This window comes from Nocardia carnea, from assembly GCF_029869215.1.
Lineage (GTDB): Bacteria > Actinomycetota > Actinomycetes > Mycobacteriales > Mycobacteriaceae > Nocardia > Nocardia carnea_B.
The window spans coordinates 1-17,830 of the sequence record NZ_JARWPM010000141.1 but is presented as its reverse complement, the minus strand read 5'-3'; the positions used below and the strand labels follow the sequence as shown (position 1 = coordinate 17,830).

General features: G+C 67.9%; 23 protein-coding genes. 11 read left to right on the top strand and 12 right to left on the bottom strand.

All coding sequences use genetic code 11. The features are described from left to right. The first annotated feature begins 107 nt into the window (after positions 1-107). Positions 108-314 carry a hypothetical protein gene (locus QH276_RS09365; protein WP_432278786.1) on the top strand — a complete coding sequence of 69 codons (207 nt, stop codon included), beginning with the start codon at positions 108-110 and terminating at the stop codon, positions 312-314. Between the two features lie 95 nt (positions 315-409). Here QH276_RS09365 and QH276_RS09360 read toward each other — a convergent pair whose 3' ends face one another. From QH276_RS09360 to QH276_RS09320, 9 genes are all read right to left on the bottom strand, one after another. Next, entirely contained in the window at positions 410-1,081 is a 672-nt protein-coding gene (locus QH276_RS09360) for an MspA family porin (RefSeq protein WP_280396784.1), read from the bottom strand. A 74-nt stretch (positions 1,082-1,155) separates the two neighbouring features. Then, the gene (locus tag QH276_RS09355; protein WP_280396783.1) at positions 1,156-1,830 is read right to left on the bottom strand and encodes an MspA family porin; all 675 of its coding nucleotides are present in this window, start codon (positions 1,828-1,830) and stop codon (positions 1,156-1,158) included. 317 nt (positions 1,831-2,147) lie between these two features. Next, positions 2,148-2,813 (bottom strand): MspA family porin, encoded by a 666-nt coding sequence (locus QH276_RS09350; RefSeq protein ID WP_280396782.1) that lies wholly within the window; start codon positions 2,811-2,813, stop codon positions 2,148-2,150. Between the two features lie 80 nt (positions 2,814-2,893). Then, positions 2,894-3,568, bottom strand: coding sequence for an MspA family porin (locus tag QH276_RS09345; RefSeq protein WP_280396781.1), 675 nt, complete (start codon positions 3,566-3,568; stop codon positions 2,894-2,896). 543 nt (positions 3,569-4,111) lie between these two features. Then, positions 4,112-4,309 (bottom strand): hypothetical protein, encoded by a 198-nt coding sequence (locus QH276_RS09340; RefSeq protein ID WP_280396780.1) that lies wholly within the window; start codon positions 4,307-4,309, stop codon positions 4,112-4,114. 15 nt (positions 4,310-4,324) lie between these two features. Further along, complete coding sequence (locus QH276_RS09335) at positions 4,325-4,879, bottom strand: MogA/MoaB family molybdenum cofactor biosynthesis protein (RefSeq protein WP_280396779.1); 555 nt, start codon at positions 4,877-4,879, stop codon at positions 4,325-4,327. Next, a complete protein-coding gene (locus tag QH276_RS09330) occupies positions 4,879-6,294 on the bottom strand; it encodes a S1C family serine protease (protein WP_280396778.1) in 1,416 nt (471 codons plus the stop codon). Before QH276_RS09330 ends, QH276_RS09335 begins: the two co-directional genes overlap by 1 nt. 110 nt (positions 6,295-6,404) lie before the next feature. Continuing rightward, positions 6,405-7,883: an ATP-binding protein gene (locus QH276_RS09325; RefSeq protein WP_432278544.1), complete on the bottom strand. Its 1,479-nt coding sequence runs from the start codon at positions 7,881-7,883 to the stop codon at positions 6,405-6,407. Positions 7,884-7,891: 8 nt separating this feature from the next. Beyond that, on the bottom strand, positions 7,892-8,578 hold the full coding sequence (locus tag QH276_RS09320) for a response regulator transcription factor (protein ID WP_280396777.1): 687 nt from the start codon (positions 8,576-8,578) through the stop codon (positions 7,892-7,894). Positions 8,579-8,895: 317 nt separating this feature from the next. On the opposite strand from QH276_RS09320, the gene QH276_RS09315 reads away from it, so the two are divergent. The 6 genes from QH276_RS09315 to QH276_RS09290 all read left to right on the top strand — a co-directional run bounded on the left by QH276_RS09315 (position 8,896) and on the right by QH276_RS09290 (position 14,446). After that, a complete protein-coding gene (locus QH276_RS09315; RefSeq protein WP_280396776.1) occupies positions 8,896-11,685 on the top strand; it encodes an ATP-binding protein in 2,790 nt (929 codons plus the stop codon). Further along, positions 11,682-12,089: a roadblock/LC7 domain-containing protein gene (locus QH276_RS09310; protein ID WP_280396775.1), complete on the top strand. Its 408-nt coding sequence runs from the start codon at positions 11,682-11,684 to the stop codon at positions 12,087-12,089. Before QH276_RS09315 ends, QH276_RS09310 begins: the two co-directional genes overlap by 4 nt. A gap of 233 nt (positions 12,090-12,322) precedes the next feature. Next, positions 12,323-12,604 (top strand): DUF742 domain-containing protein, encoded by a 282-nt coding sequence (locus QH276_RS09305; protein ID WP_280398197.1) that lies wholly within the window; start codon positions 12,323-12,325, stop codon positions 12,602-12,604. Continuing rightward, entirely contained in the window at positions 12,585-13,217 is a 633-nt protein-coding gene (locus tag QH276_RS09300) for a GTP-binding protein (RefSeq protein WP_432278594.1), read from the top strand. The genes QH276_RS09305 and QH276_RS09300 overlap by 20 nt, the downstream gene beginning before the upstream one ends. Continuing rightward, a complete protein-coding gene (locus QH276_RS09295) occupies positions 13,210-14,124 on the top strand; it encodes an MHYT domain-containing protein (protein ID WP_280398190.1) in 915 nt (304 codons plus the stop codon). Before QH276_RS09300 ends, QH276_RS09295 begins: the two co-directional genes overlap by 8 nt. 25 nt (positions 14,125-14,149) lie before the next feature. Then, positions 14,150-14,446: a hypothetical protein gene (locus QH276_RS09290; RefSeq protein WP_280398191.1), complete on the top strand. Its 297-nt coding sequence runs from the start codon at positions 14,150-14,152 to the stop codon at positions 14,444-14,446. Between the two features lie 295 nt (positions 14,447-14,741). On the opposite strand, the gene rpmF is transcribed toward QH276_RS09290, so the two are convergent. Genes rpmF through mrf form a run of 3 tightly spaced genes read right to left on the bottom strand, consistent with a single transcriptional unit; the run spans position 14,742 to position 16,556 of the window. Next, positions 14,742-14,915 (bottom strand): 50S ribosomal protein L32, encoded by a 174-nt coding sequence (gene rpmF, locus QH276_RS09285; RefSeq protein ID WP_280398192.1) that lies wholly within the window; start codon positions 14,913-14,915, stop codon positions 14,742-14,744. 1 nt (position 14,916) lies between these two features. Beyond that, a complete protein-coding gene (locus QH276_RS09280; protein WP_280398199.1) occupies positions 14,917-15,186 on the bottom strand; it encodes a type B 50S ribosomal protein L31 in 270 nt (89 codons plus the stop codon). Next, entirely contained in the window at positions 15,186-16,556 is a 1,371-nt protein-coding gene (gene mrf, locus QH276_RS09275; RefSeq protein ID WP_280398193.1) for a ribosome hibernation factor-recruiting GTPase MRF, read from the bottom strand. Before mrf ends, QH276_RS09280 begins: the two co-directional genes overlap by 1 nt. Positions 16,557-16,658: 102 nt before the next feature. Between mrf and rpmB the strand changes: the two genes are divergently transcribed. From rpmB to rpsR, 4 genes are read left to right on the top strand one after another with little or no spacing between them, the layout of a single operon-like run. Beyond that, on the top strand, positions 16,659-16,895 hold the full coding sequence (gene rpmB, locus QH276_RS09270) for a 50S ribosomal protein L28 (RefSeq protein ID WP_280398194.1): 237 nt from the start codon (positions 16,659-16,661) through the stop codon (positions 16,893-16,895). Between the two features lie 10 nt (positions 16,896-16,905). Further along, positions 16,906-17,076, top strand: a complete 171-nt coding sequence (gene rpmG / locus QH276_RS09265; RefSeq protein WP_280398195.1) for a 50S ribosomal protein L33 — start codon at positions 16,906-16,908, stop codon at positions 17,074-17,076. Continuing rightward, positions 17,076-17,381 carry a 30S ribosomal protein S14 gene (gene rpsN / locus QH276_RS09260; protein WP_280398196.1) on the top strand — a complete coding sequence of 102 codons (306 nt, stop codon included), beginning with the start codon at positions 17,076-17,078 and terminating at the stop codon, positions 17,379-17,381. The genes rpmG and rpsN overlap by 1 nt, the downstream gene beginning before the upstream one ends. A gap of 32 nt (positions 17,382-17,413) precedes the next feature. After that, positions 17,414-17,668 (top strand): 30S ribosomal protein S18, encoded by a 255-nt coding sequence (gene rpsR, locus QH276_RS09255; RefSeq protein ID WP_030522354.1) that lies wholly within the window; start codon positions 17,414-17,416, stop codon positions 17,666-17,668. Positions 17,669-17,830 lie beyond the last annotated feature (162 nt).

The window sequence follows — 17,830 nt, the reverse complement described above, 5'->3', positions numbered from 1 at the left end:
CCGGCGGGGGGGGGCCCTCCCCCCCCCCGCGCCCCCCGCCCGCCCGGTGGGGCCCGCGCGCCCCGGCCTAACCCGCTATCCCCGAGACCCTGCGCGCCGGCGCCGGGGTGTTTGGGGCCCCCGCCGACACCACCGACCCGTCCCGGGCCGCGACCCTGGCCACCGACGCCGCGGTGGTCCTGGTCTCCGGAACGCCCGGCGAATCCACCGCGGGCCGGTCCGAACGAGTGGTACTTCTCGCCCTGGACGCGCGCCGCGCGGCAGCCGTCGCCGCGGCCTCACTGAGCAGCGCGCTCACGGTGATCTTCCATTGACATCCGAAAGGGGCCCGCCGCGTGGTGCGCGACGGGCCCCTTCGGGTATCCGATGCCGGCCGGAGCGGGTGGCCCGGCCGGACGAGGGGTATCTATCAGCCGAGGCTGAACGGCTGGCCCCACAGCGTCACGACGGACATGACGTTGTCGGTTTCGACCTTGACCTTCACGAAGGACCGCGCCTGGGCGTAGCCGCCGCAGCCGTTCAGGCCGATGGTGGTGTCGGACCAGGTGACCGAACCGCTGTTGCCCTCGAACTTGTTGTTGGTCGAGTGGTCCTCGTTGCCGTAGTCGTCCGGCTTCTCGATATCGAGGACGTAGAAGGCGTCGGCCTGGCCGGGGCCCAGGGTCAGCTCGCCGCCGACCTCACCGCTGGGGCTGACCTCGCCGGATTCGCCGTCGATCTCGGCTTCGGCACCGGCCTCGGCGCCACCGCCGTCGATGTTGACCTGGCAGCCCACAACATAGCCGGGGTAGATCTTGCCGCCCACGTCTTCGCCGCCGCCGGAGATCTCGACCTGGGCACTACCGGAGGCCCACGCGTTGCGGTGCACCGGGGTGGAACCCATGGACGGGCTGATGGTGGCGGACTCGCCGACCATACGAACCGTCACCACGGTCCCGTCGGAGAGGGTCTTGACGATTTCGCCGCCGGGCAGCGGGATGAAGGTGTCGGCATTGGCGGCGCCGGTGGAGAACAGGCCCAGCGCGACCGAGGCGGCCGCACCGACGCCGGCCAGGCGCGCCAGATTCTTACGGGTGAACATGTGTATATGCCCCTCTGGGGTTGAATTCGCTACAGCGAGAGTTTGGTGGGGTGAATTCGACCGGTGTCAGCGCGTCAGCCGATGCTGAACGGCTGCCCGTAGAGGGTGGTCTTCGAGTAGTGGTCGCCGATGATCTCGACCACGGTGTAGGCGCGGGCCTGCGCGTAGCCGGCGCAGCCCTGGATCTCCATCTCGACATCCTGGTACTCGACGGAGTAGACGCCGGGCTTCTCGATGTCCTTGAAATCGATCTGCACCCATTTGACCTCGCCCGGGCCGACCTCGAGGCCGATCGAGCCGCTCACGCCGATGCTGCTGGTATCGATGCCCAGCGAGCCGCCGAGGCCGATCGCGTCGTCGGCGATGCTCACCTGGCAGCCGACGATATAGCCGGTGTTGATCTGCGAGGCACCGTGGGTGGACGAGTTGTTGGTGCCGTCCTCGCCGGTCGGGCCGTTGTTCGGACCGGCCTCGCCCTCGGGCGTGACCGAGACGTCGGCGGTGGCATTACCCGAAACCCACACGGTACGTCCCGCACCGTTGGCCGCCATCGAGGGCGAGATCAGGGCGCTCTCGTGGGTACGGGTGATCTTGACACCGGGGCCCAGTTTCTCACCGTCCGGCAGCGGTACGAAGGTGTCCGCGTTGGCGGCACCGGTGGAGAACAGACCCATGGCCACAGCAGCGACGGCGCCCACGCCCAGGGCGCGCGCGCCGTAGCGCAGACCGGTGGTGCGGTTCTTGCTCATATTTCCCCTCATCAAGGTTTACAGCGACACCCGACATCGCAGCGATCGACGTCGGGGCGGCCCAAGAACAGGCTCCATAGAGCTTGGGTTACTGCTGTAGCCACTAGATGAACCCGAAACCACACACCCGGTGAACACTTGGCTACCGTGCCGCCGACTCGGTGTGTCGTCAGGGTGATTCCCAGGTAACCAGAAGGTGACGGGTGCTGGGGAAACGCAACCCTAACACCGGATATCCCGGAATGCCGGTGCAAGAGACAGGCCCGCCGCGGCTGCGGCGGGCCTGTATCCGTGCCAGTATGGCAGTTTGAACTTCGTCAGCCGAGGCTGAACGGCTGACCCCACAGGGTGACGTAGCTGATCACCTGCTCGGTTTCCACCTCGACGCTGATGAACGACCGTGCCTGGGCGTAGCCGCCGCAGCCGTTCAGGCCGATGGTCTGGTCGGACCAGGTGACCGAACCACTGTTGCCGTCGAAGCCGTTGTTGGTGGAGTGGTCCTCGTTGCCGTAGTCGTCCGGCTTCTCGATATCGAGGACGTAGAACGACTTGGCCTGGCCGGGGCCGATGGTGAGGTTGCCGCCGGTTTCGGCGCTCGGGCTGACCGCGCCTTCCGAATCGACCTCGGCGCTGGCGCCGGCCTCGGCACCGCCACCGGCGATGTTGACCTGGCAACCCACGACGTAGCCGGGGTAGATCTTGCCGCCCACATCCTCGCCGCCGGAGATCTCGACCTGAGCACTACCGGAGACCCAGGCGTTGCGGTGCACCGGGGTGGAACCCATGGACGGGCTGATGGTGGCGGATTCGCCCACCATTCGCACGGTCACCACCGTGCCGTCGGACAGTGTCTTGACCAGCTCGCCGCCGGGCAGCGGGACGAAGGTATCGGCATTGGCGGCTCCGGTGGAGAACAGACCCATGGCGATGGTGGCAGCGGCACCGACGCCGGCAAGGCGGGCCACTTTCTTGCGGTTGATCATGGTTGGACCCTTCGAGGGGAAAGCTCGCGAATGACGCGAGGGGAGGTTCGTTCCGATACGACGTGGACGGTTCCGCCGGTTCAGCCGATGCTGAACGGCTGGCCGTACAGGGTCGTCTTCGAGTAGTGGTCGCCGATGATCTCGACCACCGTGTACGACCGCGCCTGCGCGTAACCCGCGCAACCCTGGATCTCCATCTCGACGTCCTGGTACTCGACGGAGTACCGGCCGGGCTTGGGGATGTCCTTGTAATCGATCTGCACCCACTTGACCTCGCCCGGACCGACCTCGAGGCCGACCGAGCCGCTCACGCCGAGGCTGCTGGTATCGATGCCGAGGGAACCACCGAGGCCGATCGCATCGTCGGCGATGCTCACCTGGCAGCCGACGATATAGCCGGTGTTCAGCTGCGAAGCGCCATGGGTCGAGGAGTTGTTGGTGCCGTCCGCACCGGTCGGGCCGTTGTTCGGCCCCACCTCTCCCTCGGGGGTCACGGTGACATCGGCGGCCGCGTTACCGGAAACCCAGACGACCCGGCCCGCGCCGTTGGCGGCCATCGAGGGCGAAATTACGGCGTGCTCGCCGGTACGGGTGATGGTGACGCCCGGGCCGGCCTTCTGGCCATCCGGTAGCGGCACGAACGTATCGGCGTTGGCAGCGCCCACCGACAGGAGGCCAACGGCGACAGCGGACGCGGCACCGATACCCGCGATCCTGGCGCCTTTACGTACACCGTCGGTGCGGTTCTCGCTCATATTTCCCCTCATCATTCGGACAAACAGCAGGCCTTCCGAGCTCGGATACACCGCTCTCCGGCTCCGACCAGTGTTTCGCTCGTTTGTTACCTACAGGTGACCAGTTGTTATTTCGGTGCAACGCCCAAAACCGACAATGCACGCGAATACGACCGGCGGGGACACCTCACTCGACCCCGCCGAGCTGCCTTTGCGGCGGCCGACGCACCGAGATTAAACGGTCGGTAACAGATTGGACAAAGCTTCTTTTCGCTATACGTTGATGTGATCCATTTCACATCAACGTATAGCGGACCGTGCACGTGCACGGTGCAGCCGTACCAGAAGCGCCGAACGAGCACATCGGAACGGAAAAATCCCGTAAAAGAATCAGCACCACCGGCCGGCACCCGCGGGCAATACCGCCGCCCCGCCGCCCTTACCGGAATCTCGCCGAACTCAACTATGGACAATTCGCCCGGAAATCCACCCCGTTATCCCCTCGAGATAGCACATTCATGCCGTATTAAACGGAAAAACGTTCCGCGCCAACACTTTCCCGGCTCAGCCGGTATCGCCGTGATGCGGCGGGACCTGGGATCGCCACCAGTCGTCGCCGCCGCGTTCGGGCGTCGCGCCGTCATCCCGTTCGTCGCGGGTGATGCTCGGCAGCACCTCGCCGAAAATCCGGTCCACACGCGCGCGGTCCCCCGCCCGGCGCCCTGCCCGGCGGGGGACCTCGGGGGTCTCGCCCTCACTCATATCCCGCGCTCCGGCTCACTCCAGTAGCCCGGAGAGCTCGCCGACGACGCGACTCGCCAGCGGACCCAGCGTCGCCATACCGTCGCGGACGGCGGCCCGGGTACCCGGGAGGTTCACCACCAGGGTGCTACCGGAGATACCGGCCAGCCCACGGGACAGCCCGGCGTCCAGCGAACCCGCCACCCGGCCGGAGGCCCGCAGGGCCTCACTGATCCCGGGCAGGTCGCGGTCGAGCACCTCGGCCGTCGCCTCGGGCGTCACATCACGCGGCGACATCCCCGTGCCACCGACGGAGATCACCAGATCCACGCCGCCGATCACCGCGGTGTTCAGGGCATTGCGGATCGCGACCTCATCGGCCTCCACCGATACGGACGCATCGACCAGGAACCCCGCCTCGGTGAGCAGTTCGGTGACCAACGGCCCCAGCGAATCCTCACCGCCGTGCGCCGTTCGATCGTCGACGACCACCACCAGTGCACGCCCCGCCACAGGAGCATCGATTTCCATACCGCTCACCGTAGCGCCGATATCGGTCCCCGCGTGGCCGCCCCCGGTCACCAACTGCATCACCTTGCTCCTTCCACCGCTGCGGCGGCGAGAGTCACCTCGACCGTCTCGGAACCACCGCCCTGCGCGTTCGTATACGTCACCGAAACCTTGTCCCCGGGTTGTTTCGACCGCACCGCGGCCACCAGGGCGTCACCGGAATCGATCGTCCGATCGTCGAGCTTCGTCACGATCGATCCCGCCGGGATCCCGGCCTGCGCCGCCGGGCCGTTCGGGGTGACATCCAGAATCCGCGCCCCGTGTACGGATTCGTCGCGCTGCACCGTCATCCCGATCTGAGCGTACGTGGCGTGGCCGGTTTTGATCAGCTCATCGGCGACCCGCCGGGCCTGATCGACCGGAATGGCGAACCCCAGCCCGATCGAACCGCTCTGCTGACCGGCCGCGCCCGAGGAACCGAGGCTGGCGATGGCGGTATTGATACCGATCAGCCGGCCCTGGCTGTCGACCAGCGCGCCACCGGAGTTGCCGGGGTTGATCGCCGCATCGGTCTGGATCGCATCGATCACCGGATTCGGCACGGTCGGATCGCTGCCGCCCTCGCCGGTGGTGGATACCGGCCGGTTGAGCGCCGAGACGATCCCGGTGGTCACGGTCCCGGCCAGGCCCAGCGGCGAGCCGATGGCCACCACCGGCTGGCCCACCTGCAGGCCGGCCGAACTACCCAGTTCGATCGGCTTCAGATCGGTTTTGCCGCGCGCCTGGATCACCGCCAGATCCGAGACCGGATCGGCACCCACCAGTGTCGCCGCGGCGGTACTTCCGTCGGCGAAGGTCACCCGCATCTCGCCGTTCGCGCCGCCACCGGCCGCGACATGGTTGTTGGTCAGGATCAGCCCGTCCGAGGAGAGCACCACCCCGGATCCCTCCCCTTGTCCCCGATTACTCGCGACCTCGATCATCACCACGGCCGGGGTGACCTCCTGCGCGACCGCCTGCACCGATCCCGCGGGCGCGTTCGCCGCGTCCTCGATCACCGGCGCCGGCGCGTCCAGTGCGTTCGTCACCGCCGGGCCGCCGCCGGAATCGGTGACCAGGGCGCCCACCACACCGCCGATCCCGCCACTGACCAGCGCGAGCGCAACGGCACCCGCCACCAGCCCGGTCCGCAGCGAACTCCGGCGCGGCGCGGGCGGCGGACCCGCCGCGAAGAACTGCCCGGTATCGCCCGGCGGCGGGCCACTCGGCAGCGCCCCGTACGGGTACCCCTGGGCGGGATAAGCGGCCGTATCACCGGGCTGCCCGCCCGGGACAGTCTGCCCGCCCGGATAGTGCGCGCCACCCCGCTGCCCCCCGGGCGGCGGACCACCCTCCGGTCCGGGTCCCGGCGCCGTACCCGGCTGGGGACGGTCGTTCGAGGGCGGCACCGATCCTTCGTGCGGCCGGTCCGGCCGATTGGTGAAATCCTCGGTCATAGTCTCTCTATTCTGCTCATATTTGCTGTCCAGAGTGCAGACCACGACTGAGAGCCGACTGAGATCGTTGTGTGAATTCGCGTCACGTCCGGTGCCTCGCGCCCGGCCGGTTACTGGGTTTCGCCGGGCAGGACTATCCGGATACGGGCGCCGCCGCGCTCGGAGGTATCGATCGCAATGGTGCCGCCGTGTTTGGTGACAACCTGTTTCACAATTGCCAGGCCCAGGCCCGAACCGGGCATGGAGCGTGACGCGGTGGTCCGGTAGAACCGCTCGAAAACCAGTTCCCGCTCGGCCGGGGGAATTCCCGGGCCGGCATCGTCGACCGATAATTCGAGCAGCCCGCGGCCGGTTTCGGCCATCCGCACGCGGACCGGTTCGCCGGGCGGGCTCCATTTCGCCGCATTGTCGAGCACATTGAGAATCGCGCGTTCCAGTGCCGCCTCGTGACCGTAGACGAACCAGGGCCGTAGTTCGGCGGCGAAGGCGACGGCACCGCGGCGCCGGACCCGTTCCAGCGCGCGTTCGGTGACCTCGCCGAGATCGACCCGCTCGTACACCGTTTCCGGCGCGTCCTCGCGGGCCAGATCCACCAGATCGCCGACCAGATTGGACAGTTCCTCGATCTGCCCCATCACATCCGAGCGCAATTCGGCCATATCCTCCTCCGGAATGGCCGGTGCGTCGGGACGGCTGGAGGCGATCAGCAGCTCCATATTGGTGCGCAGCGAGGTGAGCGGGGTGCGCAGTTCGTGGCCGGCGTCGGCCACCAGCCGCCGCTGCCGGTCCCGGGATTCGGCGAGGGCGCGGAGCATGGTGTTGAAACTCTCGGTCAGCCGAGCGAGTTCGTCGTCACCGGTCACCGGGATGGGGGTCAGGTCGTCGGTGCGGGCGATCCGCTCGGTGGCCGCGGTGAGCCGCGCGATCGGGCGCAACCCGGTGCGGCCGACCGTCGTTCCCGCACCGGCCGCGAGCACCACGCCGCAGGCACCGACGGCGAACAGCAACCACGCCAACCGGTCCAGCACCTCGCGGGTGGGTTCCAGACGCTGCGAGATCACCAGTGTGACCCCCGAATCCATACGCTCGGCGAGCACGCGCTGACTGTTGTACGTGCGCAGCGACGACTCCCGTTTCCCCTGCGCCACCGCGACCTCCTCGGTGCCGATGGGTGGCGTGGTGGGCTGCGGCGGCAGGTAGACGGGAATACTCGCCGGTTTCTCCGCCTCCGACGGCGGCACCGGGTAGATCAGCGCAACACCGATATCGTTGGAGAACAGCGTCGCGACCCCGAGCGACTGGAAGGCCATATTGTCGATATCGCCGCTGATCATGGTGGCCGCGCGCGCATGCAATTGCGCGTCGACCTGACCGTAGAGCGCGCGGGCGACCATCGCGTACGCGGCGATCGAGGTGATCGCCACAAAGATCGCCACCAGCGAGGCGGCCAGCAGGGTGACCCGCCAGCGCAGCGAGACGGTACGGGTCAGCGGGGTCGGCGGGCGCATGGGCGCCGGTTCGTCCGGCCAGGGCCGGCCGAGCGTTGCGACCGTATGTTTCTTCGCCGCCGAGCGGGGAGTTCGTGCCATATCCGCGCTTACGGAGGCGTTTCGCGCAGCACGTAGCCGACGCCCCGGACGGTATGGATGAGCCGGGGTTCGCCGTCGGCCTCCGTTTTCCGGCGCAGATAGCCGATATAGACCTCCAGCGCGTTACCGGAGGTCGGGAAGTCGTATCCCCACACCTCCTCGAGGATCCGGCCGCGGGTCAGCACCCGGCGCGGATTGGCCATCAGCATTTCCAGCAGGGAGAACTCGGTCCGGGTGAGCGAGATGGAACGGCTACCGCGGGCGACCTCGCGGGTGACGGGATCCAGGGAGAGGTCGGCGAACCGCATCGTCTCGGAAACCTCGCCGATATCGGGTGCGCGACGGCGGAGCAGCGCGCGCAGCCGGGCGAGCAGTTCTTCGAGGGCGAACGGTTTGGGCAGGTAGTCGTCGGCGCCGGCGTCCAGGCCGGCCACCCGTTCGGAGACCGAATCACGCGCCGTCAGTACCAGGATCGGCAGATCGTCGCCGGTGCTGCGGAGCCGCCGGCATACTTCCAGCCCGTCCAGCCTGGGCATCATGACATCGAGTATCAGCGCGTCGGGCCGTTCGGCGGTCGCTTTCTCGAGTGCATCGATACCGTCCACCGCCAGATCGACCGTGTAGCCGTTGAAGGTCAGTGATCGGCGCAGCGACTCTCGCACCGCACGATCGTCGTCGACCACCAATATGCGCATTGCACCAGTTTGCCGCTGACGACTGAGAGGCTACTGAGAGGGCCGGCCGCGTGTCCGCCGCAACCGGAGGACCAGGGGTTTCATCCGATTACCGGACCCATGGATACCGATCTGTGATATGTCACGAAACCCGTTCCCCATCCGCTTTATTCGCGGTATAACCGTCTGAACGCCCCGATTGCCGACCGCAACCATGCACGGTATGTTCCGAGCGGTAAAAACTAGACCTCCGGTCGGTTCGGTGTGCATTCAACCATAACTGAAACGGCCACGCACCAAAATAGAGGTCGATCGTGATGCGGAGGCGACAGAGGCGGATGGAAACCCCGCGACCGTGGCAATTCAGCCTGTCCAACTGGTCGGTCACCCGCAAGGTCGGTATCGTCTTGGTGCTGCCGGTGGTCCTGGCGACGCTCTTCGCGGTACTGCGGATCAACAATGAGCTCCGCACTCTCGAGCAGCTCGAAGCCGCGACCGAGCAGTCCCGCATCATCGAACCCCTCGTCGACTACAACGCCGCCGCGGAAAATCTGGCGGTGCGCGCGACGGCCGGTAAGAACGCCGACGCCCAAGCGCAGACGACCGCGGCGCTCGCACGGTTCGACTCCGCCCATCAGGTGCTGGAACGCGCGCTGGATGCCAACCGGATCCGCCCGGAGGTCGCCCGGGAACTCGCCTCGGCGCTCACCCTCGGTGGCACAATGCGCAGTGGTATCGGCACCGGATCGCCCGCGATGGTCGGCGACCAGGCCGATGAGATCGCTGTCCGGATCGGTAACGCGCTGGCCCAGTCGCCCACGGTCGACGATCTGTCGATTCAGCGCTACTTCCTGCAGGTGAGCGCCGTCCAGAACGCCCGCCGCTCGCTCACCGCACAGCGCCTGGTGATCAGTTCGCCCAACGCCGAGGACAATCCGGCGATGCGCGCCCGCGTCCTCACCTCCGGGGGCGCCGAGCTCACCATGATCCACCAATACGGCCAGATCATGCCCGATGTGGCGGGCAATATGCGCCCCCTGCTGGACGCGGTGCAGACCCGGCTGGCGATCTTCAGCCAGGGCACCCAGGGCGCACTCACCGATCCGGCCGCCCGCGCTTCGCTGGATACCAGTTCGCAGGCCTATGACGTCACCACCGATCAGCTCACCGCCACCATCGCCGGTGCCCTGCACCATGCCACCGTCTCCGCGCAGAACAGTGCCCTGCGGGAAACCGCGCTGCTGATCGCCGCACTGCTGGGCGGCCTGACCCTGGCACTCGCCGTCGCCCGCACCCTGGTGGTGCCGGTGCGCCGGCTGCGCCGCGACGCACTGGAGGTCGCCCATGTGCGCCTGCCCGCGGAACTCGAGCAGGTGCGCGGCGGCGCCGAGACACCCGAGATCGAACCCGTCGGTGTGCAGGGCACCGAGGAGATCGGCCAGCTCGCCCGGGCCGTCGACGAAATGCACCAGCAGGCGCTCAATCTGGCCGCCGATCAGGCGCGGTTGCGCGTGCAGATCGGCAATATGTTCGAAACCCTGTCCCGGCGTAGCCAATCGCTGGTCGAACAGCAGCTGGGCATCATCGAGGAACTCGAACACGACGAGGACGATCCCGGGCGCCTGCAGAACCTGTTCCGGCTCGATCACCTCGCCACCCGCATGCGGCGCAACGGTGACAACCTGCTCGTCCTGGCCGGCACCGCGTTGCGCCGCGGCCAGCTCGAGCCGGTGCCGTTGTCGGATATGCTGTGGAGTGCGGTTTCCCAGGTCGAGGACTATCAGCGGGTCGAGATCGGCCACGTACCCGACGGTGTCGTGGCCGGTGAGCCCGCCGTCGATATCGAACATCTGCTGGCCGAGGTCATCGATAATGCCCTGCGCTACTCCCCGCCCAATACGCCGGTGGCGGTAACAGTTTCCCGCGCGGTGGACGGCGGCTACCTCATCGAGATCACCGACCGCGGGCTCGGAATGGCCACCGAGGATCTGCAGGCGGCCAATGCCCGGCTGGCCTCCGGCGGCGAGATCAATGTCGAAACCGCGCGCCGGATGGGCCTGTTCGTCGTCGGCCGGCTGGCCAAACGCCACCAGATCACGGTCGGCCTGCGCCGGACCTCGACAATGGCGCAACAACCCGGGATCACGGCCAGCCTGCATCTGCCCGGCCTGCTGGTCTCCCCGGATACCGGTGCGGACAACCCCAACACCCTCACCTCGGACTTCTCGCTGCCTCCCCTCACTCCGCCCGCGCCGCCACAGCTCGAATCCCAGCCGCAGCCGCGGCAGCTGATGCCGGTGCCCAGTTCGCCGCCGGCACCATCCTGGCCCACCCGGCCCGAACCACCGGCCCGCCCGCTCACCCCCGCTCCGGCGCCGGTCACCGCCGATTTCGGCGCGACCCCCTCCGGTCTGCCGCAACGCCGCCCGGCCGGCGACAGCGCGGTCGGCAGCGGTACGGGTTCCGGCTGGTCCAACGGCAACGGGTCGCGCGAGACGTTCTCCGCGTTCGATCCGGTCCCCGAACCGGAACGGGAGGAAACCCCGACCGGGTTGTGGTCGGAAACCTATAAAACGAAATCGTTCCCGGCGTCGGCCGACCGCACCTACAGCCCGGCGCCGGCCGATCGCGGCTTCACCGGCCCGGCGTCGGAACAGTCCGCATCGCTCACCTCCCGGTCGGGTTTGCCGATCCGCCGCCCGGAGATGGCGCGCGAGGATCCGTTCGGGCGTCCCGACCAGCGGCTCGACGAACCCGCCACGACAACATCGACGCGGCTACAGCCGGTCGGCACCGCCACACCCACTCCGATCTACCAGCGCATGGTGTCGGAATGGCTGGTCGAACCGGCGTCCACCCAGGACGAGCCACGCCAGGACTGGACCACCCCGGCCGATATCGGCTGGCTGGCCGCCGAGGACGCGGCCCGTCCCAGTTCGGACTCCAGAACAGCGAACGGGCTCCCGATCCGCCGGCCGGGCGCACAGCTCGTGCCCGGTGGGCTCGCCCCCGTCGAAGACGAGGCCCCGCGGAATCCGGAGGAGATCCGGAGCAATCTGACCAGACATCTGAGCGGGGTCCGCAGTGGGCGGGCCGACGCGCAGCACAATGACGGAGGGCTTGCATGACCACCCCGAAGAGCAGCACGGACGAGAACCTGAACTGGCTGGTTGCCAGATTCACCCGCGACGTTCCCGGTGTGTCCCATGCCGTCCTGGTCTCCGCGGACGGCCTGCTGCAGGCGGTCAGCCCGCATCTGCCCGCCGACCGCGCCGAACAGCTGGCAGCGGTAACCGCGGGTCTGGCCAGCCTGTCCACCGGCGCGGCCCAACTGTTCGACGGCGGCAAGGTCATGCAGTCGATCGTGGAGATGCAACGCGGCTACCTACTGGTGATGAGTGTCGGCAACGGGTCGCATATCGCCGTACTGGCGAACAAACAGCACGATATCGGCCGCATCGGCTACGAGATGGCACTACTGGTCGACCGGGTCGGCTCAGTGGTCAGCGCGACCGCCCGATCCACCGTCTGAGCACCATGTCCCAATTCGGCCAAGGCATGCCCGATTACCACAGCGGAGGGCCCGACTACGGGCCCGGCGCCCACAACTTCGGACCCGGCGCGCAGCCGGGTGGCCCCACATCTCCGCAGTACAACACCGGTACTTACCGATTCCGGCCGCAACCGCAGCCGAACAATCCGCGCCGGGCCGGGCGGGTCCGCCCGTATGCCCTCACCGCGGGCCGCACCCAACCGGCGGTCGATCTGCCGATGGAGGCGGTTATCGAAACCATCTCCTATCATGCACAATTCGATTGGCCGTCCGGTGATATCCGGGCCGAGATACTCCGGCTCGGAACCCACCAGTTGTCGGTCGCCGAAATCGCCGCGCATCTCGATCGTTCGCTCGGTATGGTCCGCGTCGTCATCGGCGATCTCGTCGTGGACGGCAACCTGCGAGTGCATTCGACTTTGACCGAGCAGGCGAGCTACGACGAACGCCGGTCGCTGATGGAGAGGACATTGCGTGGACTCCGAGCCCTTTAGCAAGACTCAGGGTGGTGGCGCGCCGGAATCCGACACCCGCGTCGCATCGACCAAGATCGTGGTGGCCGGTGGTTTCGGCGCGGGGAAAACCACGTTCGTCGGCGCGGTGTCGGAGATCGTGCCGCTGCGTACCGAGGCGATGGTCACCAGCTTCTCCGACGGTGTCGACAATCTCGACGATACGCCGGACAAGCAGACCACCACCGTGGCCATGGACTTCGGGCGAATCATCCTGCCCGGCAACCTGACCCTGTATCTGTTCGGAACGCCCGGCCAGCGCCGGTTCTGGTTCATGTGGGACGATCTCATCCGCGGCGCCATCGGCGCGGTGGTACTGATCGATACCCGCCGGCTGGAGGACAGTTTCGCCGCCGTGGATTTCTTCGAGGCACGCAATCTACCGTTCCTCATCGCGGTCAACCGCTTTCCCAACGCGCCCCGGTTCGCCATGGCCGAACTACGAGAGGCGCTGTCGGTGCGCGAAGGGGTCCCGATCGTCGATATCGACGCCCGGGACGCCAAAGAGGTGCGCCAGGCGCTGGCGGCCGTCACCGAATACGCGATCAACCGCTTGAAGGCACAGGAGTACGAGGGAGTCGCCCGGCATGGCTGACCTGCTGGCCGCGGAGACGGTCGCGACCGTCGAACTGTTCACCATGGGGTACTGGCTCACCCTGCTGACCGCTCTGGTCTCCGCTGTCGGCATGTTCGTCGGATTGGCGTGCGCGATCAACGGACGCCGTTCGGTACGGTTCCGGCCGATCTGGATCGCCGCGGCCGCGGTCGCCATCGGCGGGGTGGGAGTCTGGCTGGCCAGCACTGTCTCCCTGCTCGGTGTATCCATTCCGGGCACGATCCTGCGCTACGACGTCTCGGACCTCACGCTCTCCATGGTGTTCGCCGTCGCCGCCGTGTTCCTCGGACTGATGCTGGCGGGCCGCGAATTCGATGTGCGGCGGATGGCCACGGCCGCCGCGGCCATCGGAGTGGGCTTCGGAATCATGTTGTGGCTCCAGCTGACCTCGATCGATATCCAGGGTTCGGTTTCGGTGACGATCTGGCTGTACCTGGTCGCACTGGCGTTTGCGGTGGTCGCCTCCTCGCTGTGCGTCTGGCTGTTCCAGCGGTTCCGCTTCCCGGCGGCCCGGGTCGGGTCGATCCTCATGTTCGCCGCCGGTGTGGCGGTCTTCTACTTCTCCGGTATCTCGAGCCTGGAGTTCCGGATCGACCCCGAAGCCACGCCGGCCGAGGGCATGGAGTTGTTCGGCTACGCCTTCCCGATGCTGGTGATCGGCCTGCTCGCGTTGGCCGTCCCGATCACCGCGGTTCTGGTAGCCCCGGAACGCCGGGACGAACTGCCCGCACCGAAGAATCCGGTGACACCGACGGGCCCGCGCAGCGGCGATCCGTCCGACGGCGGCCCGGCCGGCCCCGGCACGGCCGCGGAGCACAAGACACGTCCGTCCGCGACCACGGCCCTGGCGCAGCGGGCTCAGCCGCTGCCCGAACCGGCCCGCTGATCCGGCGGGTATCCCCGGCGTGATCGTGGATCAGGACACCCTACTGCGGGAGTTGTGGGCGCAGCTCCACGCGCTCCGGGCCGAAGTGTCCGAATTACGTGTCGAGATCAGTGAAATGGAGGCCACGGTCGCCGATCTCGTGGCGCGGGCGGACGATCCCGGCCGGGTACGGTTGCCGTGGCCGGTCTCGCTGCTGCTGCTACCGGCCGCCCTGACCCTGGCACTGGTGCGGCAGGTGGACGAACTCGCGCGGGCGCTGCGGGCGGAATGCGAACCGGTGCACCGGGAAAACCCGCCGGAATCCCGAGGTGAAACCCCCTAGAAGTGGCGATGAGCGGGTCTCCCATTGCTGGGAGACCCGCCCTCACGCACGAGGATAACCGGAACGGCATCGGAAATCAGCCCGCCGGCAAGTTTTTCCGGCCCCCACAGTGTGGAAGTACGGAATTGCCGCATCCGGCAGTCCCTGGGTCGGCTATCGGTCAGCAAGCAGAAAAATGCGGGTCGAGCTCCGCAGCTCGCTAGCCGATAGTTTGCCCGAGCGCCCGAATCCGGGCCGGACAACGCCCGGATGGCCCTGCCGTCCGGGCGGATTCATATCCAGGGGGCATGACAGATCACAGCTGTTTCGGGTCCACCAGGCCCCGGCGCACCGCCGCTACCAACCGGCGCGGCACACGATGGACGACGCCGCCCACGGTAACCGGGACCAGATCGGGCGCCTTCGCCTTCCAATTCGCACGCCGGCTGCGGGTATTCGACCGCGACATACGCCTTTTGGGGACTGCCATCTCAGTTCTCCTTCCGCGCCCGCGCGCCGCGCTTGCCGTACTTGCGCTCGAATTTCTCGACCCGGCCCTGGGTGTCGAGCAGCCGGTTCGCGCCCGTCCAGAAGGGATGCGAATCCGCGGTGACGTCCACCGTGATCAGCGGGTAGGTATTGCCGTCCGCCCAGGTGATCGTCCGGTCGCTGGTGGCCGTGGATCGGGTCAGGAATTGTGTGCCGGTACTCGCGTCCGCGAAGACGACCGGCCGGTACTCGGGGTGGATTCCCGGTTTCATCATTTCTCCTTCCGGGCTCGATCGCCCGTCTCGACAGCACGCCCGTCAGCCGCGGCGGCGGGGCGCGGCTCCTCCGGTTCGCAGGGGTCGGCGTGCCACTCGCCGAACGGATCCGGCCACTCCGCCACCACCTGCGGCGCTCGCGCGACCTGCAAGAATTCGGTCTCGTCCACCAGTGCCCAGTGCAATGCCTGCCGGATTTCGTCCGGGTCGGCATCGTGCACGAGAATCACCAGGGAAATATCGCGGTCGCCGAATTGTTCGTCCCAGCGCAACCCCGCCATGGCCAGGCGCTCCGGGTCGGCGGTGGCGCGTTCGGCCGCCGGCATCGCCGCCAGCCACCGGCCCGCTCCCCCGATCCGCAGGCCGCCGCCGGCCGATTCCAGCCAGACCACTTCGTCGGGCTGGGTGGCCAGCCAGATCCGTCCGCGGGCGGTCACCACTCCGTCGAAAAGCAGGTCCAGCGCCGCGTGCAGCCGCTCCGGATGGAAAGGCCGGCGCGCCGCGAACTCCACCAGCTCCACGCCGTGCTCCGGTCCGAGCGGGGGCCGGCCACGCAGTAGCGGCGCGTGCGCGTCGAAGCTCCGGCCGCGACGCGAATCCGGGGGGATCAGGCTCAGCAGCGCGTCCACCGCGCCCGGGGTGATCGCATCGGCCGATTCGGGCCAGAGCACCGGCGCCGACGGCACCAGGCGGGAGAGCACGGCGGTCAACCGGGCGCGTTCCATCGGCTCCACCTCCGCGCCGCCCGCCACCACGAGCGCATCGGCGAAATCGACCTGCCCTACCGCCAACTGGGCCACCGTCCGATCATCGTCGGCCCAGGCCCAGCCGAGTTCCTCGAGCGTTTCGTCGCCCGTGGCGGCGGCCGGCCAGGTGCGGACGTCGATCGCGGTCAGCACAGCGGCGACGCGCACATCACGGGCGGCGGGGCCGTCCACCCGGCCGACGATCCCGGTGACCGGTATCTCCGCGATCCCCGTGCAGACCGCCTCCGCCTCGAACGCGGGGTCCAGGGCGAGGACGATGCGATGCACCGAATCGCGGGCGGCCAGCGTGCACAGCAGTGGCAGCAGATCCGCCTTCAGCGTGCACGACACGCAGCCGTGGGCGAGCTCGTGCACGGATTCGGAGGTCACCCCGGCGATCTCGACCGTACGGCGCACGATTCCCTGGTGCAGTTCGGCGAGATGGTGGCGAACGACCACGGTGCCGTCGGCCGCGCCGAGGGCACCGGCGACGAGACCGGCGGTACCCGCCGGATCGCCGTGCAGGCCGGCGACCACCACGACCGGAGTGCGGCGGTCGCGACGGCCCGCCGGCGCTTGTGCGGAGATGGACACCACGACCCTTTCGGTAATGATTTTCATTAGTACGCCGCACACGCTACAGTGTCGATTCACCGTTGTCGAAAACGATTGTCATCATTGTTGGACGGCGGTTGCCTCTGTTCTCCGTCGAAGGGAGCCGCCATGTCGGCCCACTGCCAGGTCACCGGCCGCAAGCCCGGGTTCGGCAAATCCGTCTCACATTCACATAAACGCACCAACCGGCGCTGGAACCCCAATATCCAGCGCAAGACCTACTACCTGCCCAGCGAGGACCGCCGGATCACCCTGACGGTCTCGGCCAAGGGCATCAAAACCATCGACCGCGACGGAATCGAGGCCGTGGTGGCCCGCCTCCGCGCCCGCGGCGAACGCGTCTGAGGAGGCCACGATGGCATCGAAATCGACCGAACTCCGGCCGGTGATCAAACTCCGCTCGACCGCGGGCACCGGTTTCACCTACGTCACCCGGAAGAACCGCCGCAACGACCCCGACCGGATGGTCCTGAAGAAATACGACCCCGTGGTCCGCCGGCACGTCGACTTCCGCGAGGAGCGGTAATGGCGAAGAAATCGAAGATCGCCCGCGACGCCCAGCGCCGGGAGGTCGTGGCGCGGTACGCGGATCGGCGCGCCGAGCTCAAAGAACTCATCCGCAAACCCAGCACGCCGGACGATGAACGGCTGGCCGCCCAGGCCGCCCTGCGCCGCCTGCCGCGCAACGCGAGTCCGGTAAGATTGCGCAATCGGGACGCCGCAGACGGGCGACCACGCGGCTATCTCCGGAAGTTCGGCCTCTCGCGGGTGCGCGTACGCGAGATGGCGCATCGGGGAGAACTACCCGGTGTGCACAAATCGAGCTGGTAACCCCACTGATTCGTGAGTAAGGAACCGGTCATATGGCAGTCAAACGAGGCCCCTCGAAGAAGGTCCGCGCCGAGCAGGCCCGCCGGCCGAAGAAGAACCCGCTGATCGCCGCGGGAATCGAGACCGTCGACTACAAAGACGTCAACCTGCTGCGCACCTTCATCTCCGATCGCGGCAAGATCCGCAGCCGCCGGGTCACCGGCCTGACCCCGCAGCAGCAGCGGCAGGTCGCCGTCGCGGTGAAGAACGCCCGCGAGATGGCGCTGCTTCCCTTCACCAGCCGCTAGGCTCCGCCGAACTCCTACCGGATGCCCCGGGTAGCGGGGCGCGCTCCCCGGGCCACGCCGGTCGGGGGAACACCGGGTTCGCCCCGGTACCGCGGCGCCGCGGCGCAGCTCGGCGCCTCGCCCGCGGCGGCGGGTGCGGGCCGGGTGTGTGGGGGTGGTGTG

Bases quoted from the DNA above. Each gene is read 5' to 3' on its own strand.
- QH276_RS09360 (WP_280396784.1), bottom strand. From the start codon at position 1,081: ATGTTCACCCGTAAGAATCTGGCGCGCCTGGCCGGCGTCGGTGCGGCC.
- QH276_RS09355 (WP_280396783.1), bottom strand. From the start codon at position 1,830: ATGAGCAAGAACCGCACCACCGGTCTGCGCTACGGCGCGCGCGCCCTG.
- QH276_RS09350 (WP_280396782.1), bottom strand. From the start codon at position 2,813: ATGATCAACCGCAAGAAAGTGGCCCGCCTTGCCGGCGTCGGTGCCGCT.
- QH276_RS09345 (WP_280396781.1), bottom strand. From the start codon at position 3,568: ATGAGCGAGAACCGCACCGACGGTGTACGTAAAGGCGCCAGGATCGCG.
- QH276_RS09340 (WP_280396780.1), bottom strand. From the start codon at position 4,309: ATGAGTGAGGGCGAGACCCCCGAGGTCCCCCGCCGGGCAGGGCGCCGG.
- QH276_RS09335 (WP_280396779.1), bottom strand. From the start codon at position 4,879: ATGCAGTTGGTGACCGGGGGCGGCCACGCGGGGACCGATATCGGCGCT.
- QH276_RS09330 (WP_280396778.1), bottom strand. From the start codon at position 6,294: ATGACCGAGGATTTCACCAATCGGCCGGACCGGCCGCACGAAGGATCG.
- QH276_RS09325 (WP_432278544.1), bottom strand. From the start codon at position 7,883: ATGGCACGAACTCCCCGCTCGGCGGCGAAGAAACATACGGTCGCAACG.
- QH276_RS09320 (WP_280396777.1), bottom strand. From the start codon at position 8,578: ATGCGCATATTGGTGGTCGACGACGATCGTGCGGTGCGAGAGTCGCTG.
- QH276_RS09315 (WP_280396776.1), top strand. From the start codon at position 8,896: ATGGAAACCCCGCGACCGTGGCAATTCAGCCTGTCCAACTGGTCGGTC.
- QH276_RS09310 (WP_280396775.1), top strand. From the start codon at position 11,682: ATGACCACCCCGAAGAGCAGCACGGACGAGAACCTGAACTGGCTGGTT.
- QH276_RS09295 (WP_280398190.1), top strand. From the start codon at position 13,210: ATGGCTGACCTGCTGGCCGCGGAGACGGTCGCGACCGTCGAACTGTTC.
- rpmF (WP_280398192.1), bottom strand. From the start codon at position 14,915: ATGGCAGTCCCCAAAAGGCGTATGTCGCGGTCGAATACCCGCAGCCGG.
- QH276_RS09280 (WP_280398199.1), bottom strand. From the start codon at position 15,186: ATGAAACCGGGAATCCACCCCGAGTACCGGCCGGTCGTCTTCGCGGAC.
- mrf (WP_280398193.1), bottom strand. From the start codon at position 16,556: ATGAAAATCATTACCGAAAGGGTCGTGGTGTCCATCTCCGCACAAGCG.
- rpmB (WP_280398194.1), top strand. From the start codon at position 16,659: ATGTCGGCCCACTGCCAGGTCACCGGCCGCAAGCCCGGGTTCGGCAAA.
- rpmG (WP_280398195.1), top strand. From the start codon at position 16,906: ATGGCATCGAAATCGACCGAACTCCGGCCGGTGATCAAACTCCGCTCG.
- rpsN (WP_280398196.1), top strand. From the start codon at position 17,076: ATGGCGAAGAAATCGAAGATCGCCCGCGACGCCCAGCGCCGGGAGGTC.
- rpsR (WP_030522354.1), top strand. From the start codon at position 17,414: ATGGCAGTCAAACGAGGCCCCTCGAAGAAGGTCCGCGCCGAGCAGGCC.